The sequence below is a fragment of the Staphylococcus cohnii species complex 1663 genome, assembly GCF_041008415.1.
GTDB classification, from domain to species: domain Bacteria; phylum Bacillota; class Bacilli; order Staphylococcales; family Staphylococcaceae; genus Staphylococcus; species Staphylococcus ureilyticus.
This window is the reverse complement of record NZ_JBFDVL010000003.1, coordinates 32,781-45,673: the sequence shown is the minus strand read 5'-3', so window position 1 is coordinate 45,673 and position 12,893 is coordinate 32,781. Positions and strand designations below refer to the sequence as shown.

13 protein-coding genes and 1 pseudogene are annotated in these 12,893 nt (G+C 32.2%); 12 read left to right on the top strand and 2 right to left on the bottom strand.

The window, feature by feature from the left end; translation table 11 throughout:
- Positions 1-10: 10 nt before the first annotated feature.
- The 4 genes from dltA to dltD are packed head-to-tail and all read left to right on the top strand — an operon-like array spanning position 11 to position 4,081.
- Positions 11-1,474: a D-alanine--poly(phosphoribitol) ligase subunit DltA gene (gene dltA / locus AB1J10_RS03950; RefSeq protein WP_070039180.1), complete on the top strand. Its 1,464-nt coding sequence runs from the start codon at positions 11-13 to the stop codon at positions 1,472-1,474.
- Positions 1,471-2,685: a D-alanyl-lipoteichoic acid biosynthesis protein DltB gene (gene dltB, locus AB1J10_RS03945; protein WP_070039183.1), complete on the top strand. Its 1,215-nt coding sequence runs from the start codon at positions 1,471-1,473 to the stop codon at positions 2,683-2,685. The genes dltA and dltB overlap by 4 nt, the downstream gene beginning before the upstream one ends.
- A gap of 17 nt (positions 2,686-2,702) precedes the next feature.
- Entirely contained in the window at positions 2,703-2,939 is a 237-nt protein-coding gene (gene dltC / locus AB1J10_RS03940; protein ID WP_046207518.1) for a D-alanine--poly(phosphoribitol) ligase subunit 2, read from the top strand.
- The gene (gene dltD, locus AB1J10_RS03935; RefSeq protein ID WP_070039185.1) at positions 2,936-4,081 is read left to right on the top strand and encodes a D-alanyl-lipoteichoic acid biosynthesis protein DltD; all 1,146 of its coding nucleotides are present in this window, start codon (positions 2,936-2,938) and stop codon (positions 4,079-4,081) included. The genes dltC and dltD overlap by 4 nt, the downstream gene beginning before the upstream one ends.
- 363 nt (positions 4,082-4,444) lie before the next feature.
- Here the strand turns inward: dltD and AB1J10_RS03930 are convergent, their stop codons facing one another.
- Positions 4,445-4,687: a NifU family protein gene (locus AB1J10_RS03930; RefSeq protein WP_019469675.1), complete on the bottom strand. Its 243-nt coding sequence runs from the start codon at positions 4,685-4,687 to the stop codon at positions 4,445-4,447.
- A 106-nt stretch (positions 4,688-4,793) separates the two neighbouring features.
- On the opposite strand from AB1J10_RS03930, the gene AB1J10_RS03925 reads away from it, so the two are divergent.
- Positions 4,794-5,105 carry a YuzD family protein gene (locus AB1J10_RS03925; protein ID WP_064209460.1) on the top strand — a complete coding sequence of 104 codons (312 nt, stop codon included), beginning with the start codon at positions 4,794-4,796 and terminating at the stop codon, positions 5,103-5,105.
- Positions 5,106-5,197: 92 nt separating this feature from the next.
- Here AB1J10_RS03925 and AB1J10_RS03920 read toward each other — a convergent pair whose 3' ends face one another.
- Positions 5,198-6,262, bottom strand: coding sequence for an NAD(P)/FAD-dependent oxidoreductase (locus AB1J10_RS03920; RefSeq protein ID WP_064209459.1), 1,065 nt, complete (start codon positions 6,260-6,262; stop codon positions 5,198-5,200).
- Positions 6,263-6,702: 440 nt separating this feature from the next.
- Between AB1J10_RS03920 and AB1J10_RS03915 the strand changes: the two genes are divergently transcribed.
- From AB1J10_RS03915 to AB1J10_RS03885, 7 genes and pseudogenes are all read left to right on the top strand, one after another.
- On the top strand, positions 6,703-6,939 hold the full coding sequence (locus tag AB1J10_RS03915) for a YuzB family protein (RefSeq protein ID WP_019469672.1): 237 nt from the start codon (positions 6,703-6,705) through the stop codon (positions 6,937-6,939).
- 13 nt (positions 6,940-6,952) lie between these two features.
- Positions 6,953-7,312, top strand: a complete 360-nt coding sequence (locus AB1J10_RS03910) for a HesB/IscA family protein (RefSeq protein ID WP_046207522.1) — start codon at positions 6,953-6,955, stop codon at positions 7,310-7,312.
- A 237-nt stretch (positions 7,313-7,549) separates the two neighbouring features.
- Positions 7,550-8,758: an NAD(P)/FAD-dependent oxidoreductase gene (locus AB1J10_RS03905; RefSeq protein ID WP_046207523.1), complete on the top strand. Its 1,209-nt coding sequence runs from the start codon at positions 7,550-7,552 to the stop codon at positions 8,756-8,758.
- A gap of 170 nt (positions 8,759-8,928) precedes the next feature.
- Complete coding sequence (locus AB1J10_RS03900) at positions 8,929-10,404, top strand: M17 family metallopeptidase (protein ID WP_070039187.1); 1,476 nt, start codon at positions 8,929-8,931, stop codon at positions 10,402-10,404.
- 210 nt (positions 10,405-10,614) lie between these two features.
- Positions 10,615-11,931 (top strand): Na+/H+ antiporter family protein, encoded by a 1,317-nt coding sequence (locus tag AB1J10_RS03895; RefSeq protein ID WP_046207525.1) that lies wholly within the window; start codon positions 10,615-10,617, stop codon positions 11,929-11,931.
- Between the two features lie 29 nt (positions 11,932-11,960).
- Entirely contained in the window at positions 11,961-12,341 is a 381-nt protein-coding gene (locus AB1J10_RS03890) for a PaaI family thioesterase (protein ID WP_046207526.1), read from the top strand.
- Between the two features lie 296 nt (positions 12,342-12,637).
- Positions 12,638-12,825, top strand: a pseudogene (locus AB1J10_RS03885) (transposase); the annotation flags it as partial.
- Between the last annotated feature and the right edge of the window lie 68 nt (positions 12,826-12,893).

The window sequence follows — 12,893 nt, the reverse complement described above, 5'->3', positions numbered from 1 at the left end:
GGAGACTATCATGAAAGACATCATTCAAACTTTAATAGGACATGGAGAAAACTGTCCAAATCAAGTTGCAGTTAAACATAATGACGAAATTTTGACCTATGAAGCACTAAATCGGTTAGCCAACCAACTTGCAATGATATTAAAAGATGCTAAAACACCATTGATTTTATACGGGCATATGTCCCCGTATATGATTGTAGGAATGGTAGGTAGTATGAAGGCAGGTTGTGGTTATGTTCCCCTAGATACTTCTATCCCTCAAGATCGTATGCTATCAATTATAAATAAAATAGAGCCACAATATATATTTAATACTACTGATGAACAAATAGAAATAGAGCATGTTTCTTTTATTTCAAAAGATTCATTATCAAGTGTAAAACAAGATGACACCACAGTAAGTAATATAAAAGATTCTGATATTGCTTATACTATTTTTACATCAGGTTCTACTGGAGCACCAAAAGGTGTACAAATCAGTTATGAAAGTCTCAATCTTTTTACAAATTGGATGTTAGAACTCAATCAAGTTGGTTCAAATCAACAATGGCTCAATCAAGCGCCTTTTTCATTTGATTTATCTGTCATGTCTATATACCCGTGTTTAATGACTGCTGGAACCTTAAACTTAGTAGATAAAGTAATGATAAATAAACCAAAATTATTAAATCAAATGTTAGAAGAAGCAAAAATAAATGTATGGGTATCTACGCCTTCATTTATGGAAATGTGTCTTATGCTGCCACGCTTAACGGAAACATATTATAGTAATTTGAAAGAATTTTTCTTTTGTGGTGAGATTTTGGCACATAAAACAGCAGAACTATTGCTTCAACGGTTCCCATCTGCATACATTTACAATACATATGGCCCTACAGAAGCTACGGTAGCAGTCACAAGTATATTAGTTACAGATGAAGTTTTAAATCAATATAATCCATTACCAGTAGGTATACCTCAACCGGGAACGAAGTTATCGTTAACCGACGAAGGTGAACTTATCATTTCAGGTAAATGCGTAAGTGAAGGGTATGTCAAAGATGACATACGTTCAAAAAAAGTATTTACCAAATTGGATGGTGAGAAATCTTATTATACTGGTGACAAAGCACAATTGATTGATAACCAATGGTTTATTAATGGAAGAATAGATTATCAAATTAAATTAAACGGCTATCGTATGGAATTAGAAGAAATAGAGTTTCAATTGCGAAAGTTAGCAAAAATCAGAGATGCAGTTGTTGTACCAACTTATAAAAATAACAAAGTCATTCATTTAAATGCTGCAGTTATTTTAAGTGATTGCGAAACCCACGAAGACGTTCAAACTTTGACTCATGAAATAAAAACGGAATTAAAACATGTATTGCCCGAATATATGATTCCTAAAAAGTTAATATATATGAAGAAATTACCGCTTACGATGAATGGAAAATTAGATCGTAAAAAGATTGCTGAGGCTATAGAGAAATGATTCCATACGGCGATTTTACATTCTTTCTTATAGCATTTGTTATTTTGTTACCAGTTATTATATTAGGATTTATGGGTAAGCAGAGCAAAATTTATAATGGTTTGAGTACAGCAGTCATGATTATATTAATATTTTCATCGAATAAGCATCATCTATTTGGACAAGCTTTTTTGAGTTTAGAACTGATAAATTTTATCCTTTATTTAATTTGGCAAGTGTTGATTATCATATATTACTGGAATTCTCGTGCTAAAAATAATACAACAGCAAAATTTATATCGGTTATTTTTCTCTCTGTTTTGCCACTTATTGTTGTGAAATTTATGCAAAGTTCGTGGTTTGGAATGGCACAGTTAAAACTACATGAGATTAAAGTCATAGAATTCATCGGATTTTTAGGCATTTCGTATGTTACTTTTAAAAGTGTTCAACTATTAATGGAAATTAGAGATGGCTCAATCAAAGAGATTAAATTTTGGAAAGTCGTACAGTTTATATCGTTTTTTCCAACCATTTCCTCAGGACCAATTGATCGTTACAAACGTTTTGTGAAAGATGACAATAAAATTCTGAGTGGAAGTGACTATAATGGTTTATTTGTCAAAGCAATACATTACATTATGCTTGGATTTTTATACAAATATATTATTGCTTATTTGATACAAACATTTGCAATTAATCCATTAATGCTCGATTTTTCTGGTGTTATCACAAAATGGTTATATATGTACGCATACAGTTTATATTTATTTTTTGACTTTGCCGGATATTCACTTTTTGCTATTGCGTTTAGCTATATTTATGGTATTCAAACGCCACAAAACTTTAACCAGCCATTTAAAGCTAAAAATATTAAAGATTTTTGGAATAGATGGCATATGTCACTATCATTTTGGTTTAGAGATTGTATTTATATGCGGTCATTATTTTTTATGTCAAAGAAAAAATTACTAAAAAGTCAATTTGCAATGTCGAATATAGCCTTTTTCTTAAACTTTTTAATAATGGGCATATGGCATGGTATAGAACTTTATTACATTTTGTATGGGTTGTATCATGCAGCATTATTTATTGGATATGGCTATTATGAAAAATGGAGAAAAAAACATCGTCCACGTTGGCAGAACCAGTTTACAACTGCTTTGAGTATTGTTGTAACATTTCATTTTGTAACATTTGGTTTTCTGATTTTTTCAGGAAAACTGTTTTAAAATTAGGAGGAATAATAATGGAATTTAAAGAACAAGTATTAGATTTATTAGTTGAAGTAACTGAAAATAATATCGTGAAAGAAAATCCTGACATTGAATTATTTGAAGAAGGTATTATAGATTCATTTCAAACGGTCGGTTTATTATTAGAAATTCAAAACAAATTAGATATTGAGGTTTCAATTATGGATTTTGACAGAGATGAATGGGCAACACCAAATAAGATTGCAGCGGTATTAGAAGAATTAAGATGAAATTAAAACATTTTATACCAATTATCATCAGTTTATGTTTATTTGGGATTTTCTTAATATTACCTTCTAGTTGGTTTAGTGGATTAATCACTCAGAAAACGTTAGATAATCAACGTACTTCACTCTCAGATCAAGTGTTAAAAGGTACGTTAATCCAAGAGCAGATGTTTAAGTCGAATCATTTTTATCCAATTTACGGTTCTAGTGAACTTGGGAAAGATGACCCGTTTAATCCATCTATATTGTTGCGCGATAACAATATGCATGTTAAGCAACCATTTCTAATTGGCACAGGTGGTTCTACAGATTTAATTAATGCTGTGGAATTAGCCTCACAATATGATCATTTAAAAGGAAAGAAAATGTCACTTATTATATCGCCGCAATGGTTTACAAACCATGGATTAACTAATAAAAATTTTGATGCTCGTATGTCTAAAGCACAGTTGAACCGCTTATTTAAGCAAAAGCATTTAAGCCCAGAACTTAAACAGCGCTATGCCAAACGTTTATTAAGATTTAAAAATGTAGAAAATCGAAACTATTTAGAAAAAGTAGCTAAAGGTAAAATTAGTGACAATGACCAATATGTATCATCATTTAAAATGAATCAATTTGAAAAAATTGAAGCAATAAAGTCGAATTTACCTCTTGCAAATACTGAGTTAGCAGATATTACACCGGTAACTGCACAAGATGACAGTTGGGGGATGCTTCGCAATAAAGCTGAATACTATGGTGCTAAACATTCACAATCAAATATATTTAAAATTAGAGATGAGTATTGGCAATTAATAAAAAAGCATAAGCGTAAAGTGAACAGAGATTATGAATTTAATAGTAATTCTCCAGAATTTAAAGATTTGGAGTTATTGGTAGATACTATGCGAGAGGCTGGTGCTGATATTGAATATATTAGTCTTCCATCAAATGGAAAATGGTACGATCACATAGGTGTAAATAAAGAAAAACGTCAGAAAGTATATAATAAAATTAAGAACACAGTTATTAGTCGTGGCGGGAAAATTTACGACATGACAGATAAAGATTATGAACCTTATGTTATCAGTGATGCCGTCCATATAGGATGGAAAGGTTGGGTTTATATTAGTGAGCACATTGCTCAGCACATGCGCAAATAACTACTTTCAAATTAAGGATGAATGATTTGAATGATGATTAAAATGTTGACTAGGATAGGAAATCGCAACTATGGATTTTCTATCGTGTTTACTGATTTTATTTATCGGTTCTGCATTTGATTAAAAATGAACAGCGTGCTGATTACGTCAGGAATGACTTGTATAAATTTAAGCAATAAAGTCAAATCACTTCGCTATCATACAATTTTCAATTTTATTTCTGGTTTTAATATAAAAATGCACTTTCATGTTTAAATGAAAGTGCATTTTGTTATAAATCAGCTATTTGATGAAAGATTCATAAACGAAGAATTCTATAAAATTTGACGTTTTTGTTGTTTAATTTATTTATAAGTTGATCAACTAGAATACTTGCTCTACTTCTACTACTCCAGGTACTTCTTCATGTAAAGCACGTTCGATGCCTGCTTTTAATGTGATTGTTGAACTTGGGCATGTACCACATGCACCGTGCAATTGAAGTTTAACAATGCCATCTTCTACATCTACTAGCGAACAGTCGCCGCCATCACGTAGTAAGAATGGACGTAGTTTTTCAATTACTTCTGCTACTTGATCAAACATTGTTACGTTTTCAGTTGGCATGGAAATGCCTCCTTTCAAGTATATTATTTCATTTTCTGTCTATCTTTTTATTATAATAGATATATAAAGAAAAATCTATCAATCGAGACAAAAGGGGATAAGTAAAATGAATAAAGTAAGTGTAGTCGTTTATGGTGCAGATGTTGTTTGTGCAAGCTGTGTTAATGCGCCAACAGCGCGTAATACTTTTGATTGGTTGCAACCATTGCTCAAAAGAAAGTATCCAGATATCCAATTTGAGTTTACGTATATTGATATAGAAAAGGATACTGAAAATTTAACTGATCATGATCAACAATATATTGAGCGTATTCAAGATGATGAATTGTTCTATCCGCTTGTAACGATGAATGATGAATACGTTTCAGATGGGTATGTACAATTGAGAGATATCACTCAATTTATGGATGCGCATTAATTTAATTATTTTAAAAAAAGACACGTACCTATACTTTTTACGCATGTTAATAAAGTATAGGAAGACGTGTCTTTATAATTACTGATTAAAATTTATCCATTGTGATATTTGTATAACCATAGCACACCAGATTTTAAGATTGAAGCTAAACGACCCGTAACGGTTCTATCCATGATGTAAGCAAACCCTTTTTTATCACCAAGGGAACCTAAGAAGCCTTGAACTTTGAGTTCTGGCATTTTTTCTGGTAGAGGTTTACCTTGCCATTGTAATTTCATAACATCAGCAATCTGGTCTCCCTGAACTTCAGCAAGTTGTGCACTAGGTGCATGAGGTAAATCTGCACAATCGCCAACTACGTATACATTTTTATAGGTTGGGACTTGATGGTATTGGTTTAGGATGACACGGCCATCTCTGCTAATGTCAATTGGTAAATTTCTAACAATTTCCACAGGTTGAATGCCAGCAGTCCATACGATTAAATCCAATGGTTCAGGTACATCGTTATTGAAAATTTTACCAGGTTCCACACGATTAATATCAGAATTTGGAACTACCGTTACATCGTTCTTTTTAAACCAATTTTCTATATAACGACTTAGCTTTTCTGGAAAACGACGTAAAATACGTTCTCCTCGATCATATAAGTATATTTGCAAATCTTTACGGCTTTCGCGAAGTTCGCTCGCTAATTCGATGCCACTTAAACCCGCACCTACAATACCCACTTTTGCTCCATTTGGTAATTCACTGATATGATGAAATGTTTCCCGTGAACTTGATAACGTTTGGATACTGTGTGTGTATTCTGCTGCTCCTGGGACATTATGATATTTGTCCTCGCAACCAAGTCCAATGACTAATTCGTCATAATCTACTTTTGTGTTGCCAACTGAAATAATTTGATCTTCTAAATTAATATCATTGATTTCTCCGTATACAATATTAATACGTTCTGAATCGGGAAAATTCATACGAATATCTTTGTCTGATTTAGTACCAGCAGCTAATTCATAGAATTCTGGTTTTAAACCATGATAAGGCATACGATCAATTAATGTAATAGAATAATTTTCAGGAAGTGCCGATGGTAAAATATGAGACATAATGCGCATATTTCCATATCCGCCACCCAATAGTACTAAATTTTTCATTTATGATACCCCTTTAGTAAAAATATATTGAGCAATTTGATAAAAATACAGTTTATTTTTGTTAATAAATAATATTTTTATCTCTTGTCGTCAATGTAAGTCAATAAATACAATTTGGTTAAATCATATTCGTCATCATTGAACGAAATACCAATTTCATAATAAGCTTACTTAGATATATTATATGCTTTTTTATATACTTCTACAAATAAACGTGATGAATTGTAATTTGTAAACATAAATCTTTAAAAATACAATATGATTATAACAATATAAAAAATTAGTGTGAATGGCATTTTATACGAAAACGTGTTTTGTTTTAATTGAATTGTTACAAAAACAACAAAATGAATGATTAATTCATATAAGCTAGTAAGTGGTCAAAAGTGATGTGATTTTGTTATAATTACTAAACTGATAATTAATTGAGAGGGTGTAATATGAATCCAATAGTTGAGTTCTGCATTTCGAATTTAGCGAAAGGTGGAGATTATGTATATAATCAACTTGAAAATGATCCAGGTGTAGACGTTTTAGAATATGGATGTCTGCAAAATTGTGGCATTTGTTCAAGTGGCTTGTATGCATTAGTAAACGGTGATATTGTTGAAGGAGAATCACCAGACGACTTATTACAAAATATTTATTCACATATAGAAGAAACATGGATTTTTTAGGGAGGTAATTTCAATGGCAGTAGTTGAACTAACAGAAGCGGCAGCATACGAAGTTAAAGATATGATGGAACAGAATGATATGCCAGATGGCTTTTTGAAAATCAAAGTTAATGGTGGCGGTTGCACAGGATTAACGTATGGTATGTCTGCAGAAGCTGAACCTAGTGAAAATGATGAAATATTTGAATTTCACGGTGTCAAAGTGCTAGTTGATAAATATGATATACCAGTATTGGAAGGTACAAAAATTGATTTCAAACAATCGTTAATGGGCGGTGGCTTCCAAATAGACAATCCAAATGCAATTGCATCTTGTGGTTGTGGAAGTTCATTCAGAACTGCAAAAGTTTCTGGTTCCCCAGAAGATTGTTAAAAATTATAAACCGAGTGTTTATGGACTATAGTTCGACTAAATGTGGTTAGAACTATAGTCTTTTATCTGTTTATGTGAAAAAATAAACAATATATGCATTTCGGCTTGAAAATAAACTATAAAAACTATAAAATTAGTGTTGGATGAAAAATGTCTTTTTTGTGAATTTCTATGTAAATCAGTAAATTATAAAAAGACGATCGCAACAAAAAAATTATGAAAGCTTAGGTGAATGAAATGGCTCAAGAACGTAAAAAAGTTTTAGTTTTAGGCGCTGGTTACGCTGGGTTACAAACTATTACCAAATTACAAAAGCAACTTTCAGCTGATGAAGCTGAAATTACATTAATCAATAAGAATGATTATCACTATGAAGCAACTTGGTTACATGAAGCTTCAGCTGGAACAATTAGTTATGAAGATGTTTTATATCCAGTTGAAAGCGTAATCAATAAGAATAAAGTAAACTTCATTAAAGCAGAAGTTACAAAAATTGATCGCAATGCTAAAAAAGTAGAAACTGATGCAGGAATCTTTGATTTTGATATTTTAGTTGTTGCTTTAGGTTTCGAAAGTGAAACATTTGGTATTAAAGGTATGAAAGATCATGCTTTCCAAATCGAAAATATTTTAACTGCACGTAAATTAGCGCGCCATATTGAAGATAAATTTGCTAACTACGCTGCTTCTAAAAATAAAGATGATAAAGATTTAGCTATTATCGTTGGTGGTGCAGGTTTTACAGGTGTTGAATTCTTAGGCGAATTAACTGACCGTATCCCTGAGTTATGTAACAAATATGGTGTAGATCAAACAAAAGTTAAAATTACTTGTGTAGAAGCTGCTCCAAAAATGTTACCTCAATTCTCTGATGAATTAGTAAACCATGCAGTTAGTTATTTAGAAAGTAAAGGTGTTGAATTTAAAATTGCTACACCGATTGTTGCTGCAAATGAAAAAGGTTTCGTAGTTAAAGTTAATGATGAAGAACAACAATTAGAAGCAAATACAGTTGTATGGGCAGCAGGTGTTCGTGGTAGTAAGTTAATGGAAGAATCATTCGAAGGCGTTAAACGTGGCCGTATCGTTACAAATCAAGATTTAACAATCGATGGTTATAATGATATTTTTGTAATAGGTGATTGTTCTGCATTTATTCCAGCTGGTGAAGAACGCCCATTACCTACTACAGCACAAATTGCAATGCAAGAAGGCGAGCACACTGCTAAGAACATTAAAAATATTTTAGAAGGTCAACCTACTCAAGAGTTTGAATATGTTGATCGCGGTACAGTATGTTCTTTAGGTGCTAACGATGGCGTTGGTGTTGTTTATGGTAAAGATATCCAAGGTAAAAAAGCTGCATTTATGAAAAAAGTAATCGATACACGTGCAGTATTCAAACTTGGTGGTATTGGTTTAGCATTTAAAAAAGGTAAATTTTAATAACTGATAACCAATAGATATGTATCTATTGACCATAAATATTGAGGCTGAGACATAAATTGTCTCAGCCTCAAATTTTATATATAGTATGATATAATCTATCATTTTTATAATGATCCGACATTAAAATGATACAATGTGACAGAATAAATTGAAATGAGGGATGTTTGATGAAAACAGTTATAAATAACACTTCTAAGATTGAACAAGAAACAATTATTGTAGGTGTGCCTGAACATTTAAATCAATTAGAGTCGATACAAATTGCTGGAAATGACATAAAAGACTTATTATCCCCTTTAAAAGAACATCATATTTTCAGCACCAATGTTGGAGCGATTTCGAGTACATTTTTTAAAGTAGATGAGAAGGCACATAAACTGATTACTGTGGGCTTAGGAAATACTAAAACATTAGGATATAATGATTATTTAAAAATCTTCGGAAATTTATTTCAAACTTTAAATAGCAAAAGGATAACTAAAGCATCATTGTTGTTTAACACGTTTAAATCTCAAAAAGTAGAAACGGAATTAATAGCAGAAATTCTTGGTAAACAAAGTAAACAATCTATCTATCATTTTGATGGTTATAAAACTAATAAATCAGCGCCTTATCAATTAACAATAGAGATTCACACAGAAGAAGATCACATTGTCGAGTTTATTGAACGAGGAGAGGCTATTGCAACTGCTGTTAATTTAGCACGTGATTATAGTAATATACCACCTAACATATTGACACCAGCTTATTATGCAGAATTGATACAAAATCAATTTAATGACACTATCGTATCAGTTGATATCAAAGATAATAAAACTTTACAAAAAGAAGGTTTTGGGTTAATTCATGCAGTTGGTAAAGGTTCTAAAAATGGTCCACGCGTAATAACGTTGACTTATAATGGTGGAAAACCAGGAGAAAATCCTATTGCACTCGTAGGTAAAGGCATTACGTATGATTCAGGTGGCTATTCAATCAAATCAAAAACAGGTATGCAGACCATGAAATTTGATATGTGTGGCTCAGCAAATGTAATAGGAATGATCGAAGCTGCTCGTCAATTAGTACTGCCACTAAATATTGTTGGAATTATTGCCGCTGCCGAAAATATGGTGAATGACGAAGCAATGAAACCAGATGATGTTTACACAGCACTTAGCGGAGAATCAGTAGAGGTATTAAATACTGATGCAGAGGGGCGCCTTGTTTTAGGTGACGCTGTATTTTATGCAAATCAATTTCAGCCAAGTATAATATTAGATTTTGCAACGTTAACTGGCGCTGCTGTAGCTGCGTTAGGTGAAGATAAAGCTGCCGTTTTTAATCAAAATGCTGACACTACGTTAAAATCTATTCTACAACAAGCACAAATGATGGATGAAAAAGTCTTTGAATTACCGATTACTGACACAGAACAAGCACTGATAAGAAAAAGTGAAGTGGCTGATTTAGTTAACCATACCAATGGTCAAGGTAAAGCATTGTTTGCAGCAACATTTATCAATCATTTTGCAGGTAATACACCACATTTACATTTTGATATCGCAGGGCCTGCTACTACGAATAAATCAAGTTATAAAGGGCCTGTGGGACCTACAGGTTATCTAATATCAACAATCGTACAATGGTTACGTGTACTATAGATGTAACAATATTACTATTAAAAACAAAAGCTTCAAGTTAATTTTAGTAGATTAACTTGAAGTTTTTTTAACCTTATATCACAAGGTTGGCAGGTTAATGATTCATATTTTATCTAAATATCAAGATAGGATTGACAATTTGATAAGCAATTGTTATTATAAATCTCGTGATACTTTAGTTCGATAACGTAATAAAGGAGTTGTGCTTTTGTGATAAATGCAGTTGTTATAGCAGTGGTACTGATGATTGTACTCTGTTTATGTAGATTAAATGTTGTTATAAGCTTATTTATCAGTGCACTAGTTGGTGGCTTAATCGCAGGTATGAGCGTCACAGACATTGTATCTGTATTTGGTAAAAATATTGTTGATGGCGCAGAAGTGGCATTGAGCTATGCTTTACTAGGCGGGTTTGCTGCGTTGATTTCTTATAGTGGTATTACTGACTATTTAGTAAATAAAATTATCAATGCTATTCACGCGGAAAACAGTAAAATGTCACGTATTAAAGTTAAAGTGATTATTATCGGTGCCCTCTTAATTATGAGTGTAATGAGCCAAAACTTAATACCTGTACATATTGCATTTATCCCAATTGTGATACCACCATTAATAAGTTTGTTCAATGAACTTAATATAGATAGAAGACAAATTGCTATTATCATTGGCTTTGGTTTATGTTGGCCATACGTATTATTGCCATATGGTTTCGGTCAGATTTTCCATCAAATCATTCAAAGCGGATTTTCTAAAGCAGATCATCCAATTGAAATGGGCATGATATGGAAAGCGATGCTGATTCCTTCATTAGGCTATATTGTTGGCTTAATTGCAGGTATTTATTATTATAGAAAACCTAGAAAATATTCTGAACATAAAGATATTAAAGATATGAGTGAAATTGAAATTAGACCATATGTCCTCATAGTAACCATTATTTCTATTATTGCTACGTTTTTAGTACAAATGTTCACTGATTCTATGATATTTGGGGCTTTAGCTGGTGTGCTTGTATTCTTCATCTCACGTGCATACAAGTGGACTGAGTTAGACCAAAAATTTGTAGATGGTATTAAAATTATGTCATTTATAGGTGTCGTAATCTTATCAGCAAATGGATTTGCAGGTGTAATGAATGAAACAGGAGATATCGGTAATTTAGTAAGTGGGCTTAGCGATGTTATTGGTGAGAATAAATTATTTAGTATTATTGTCATGTACATTATTGGTTTGGTCGTAACATTAGGTATCGGTTCATCATTTGCTACAATACCTATTATTGCAACGTTATTTGTGCCATTAGGTGAATCTTTAGGATTAAGTACTATGGCATTGATTGCGTTGATAGGAACAGCAAGTGCATTAGGTGATTCAGGATCACCTGCAAGTGATTCAACATTAGGACCTACGGCAGGTTTAGATGTTGATGGTCAACATGATCACATTCGTGATACATGTATTCCAAACTTTGTTTTCTATAACATTCCTCTAATTATTTTTGGAACAATAGCGGCTATGATATTATAAATCTAAGAATAAAAAAAGAGGTGTCTTAAATGGCAAATATGCTTGATGCTTTAAAGATAAAGGTAGAGCGACAAGAACATGGACTTATGGTTATGTCCATGCCAGTAACAGATGAAGTAAAACAACCATTTGGCTTTTTACATGGTGGGGCGAGTTTAGCGCTCGGAGAAACAGCATGCTCTATGGGGGCTGCTGAAATCATTGACACAGAGCATTACATTCCCCTAGGTTTAGAAATGAATGCGAATCATATAGGTTCGACAACCGAAGGGACAATATTTGCGACTGCTACAATCATACATGAAGGTAGTACGACTCAAGTTTGGAACATAGATATCAGAGACCAAAATGATAGATTGATTTGTGTAATGAGAGGAACCGTTGCTATTAAACCACGTAAACGGCAATGAGCAATTAAAGTATTAGATTAGTGATTTTTATTTTAATGATTAGCATGTATTCAAGCTAATTAATATTAAATGTAAACTATATATGAGCTTGGGATAAAAACCTAGAAAATAGCACGCAGATGATTTAATTAATGCATCTGCGTGCTTCTTTGTTATTCAATATTTCGTATGGTTGGCTCGCTTTCTTAGGAAACAGCGTCAGATTGTCTTGTTTCCTCAAGCGACACGCCAAAATATAATGTATTCATATGTCATTTCACATTAAAATACTTTAAAAACAAGGTCTTATATTAACCAAAATGATGTTAATAATTATTCTACATGCATACACAAATCTGTATACACTGGTCGTAAAATAGAAAAAATGCTTAATAATCGTATCTAAATGATGTAGCTCTCACAAAATCAAACACCTTTTTATAAAACAATGAATCGTTTTAAAGTAAATCTTAAAGTAGATGTCTTATTAGTATCTTTATTACTTGGTATTAATGGTATTTAATATGAGCAAATTAGCAACTCAATGAGTTAATTATTATTTCAATTGAAATT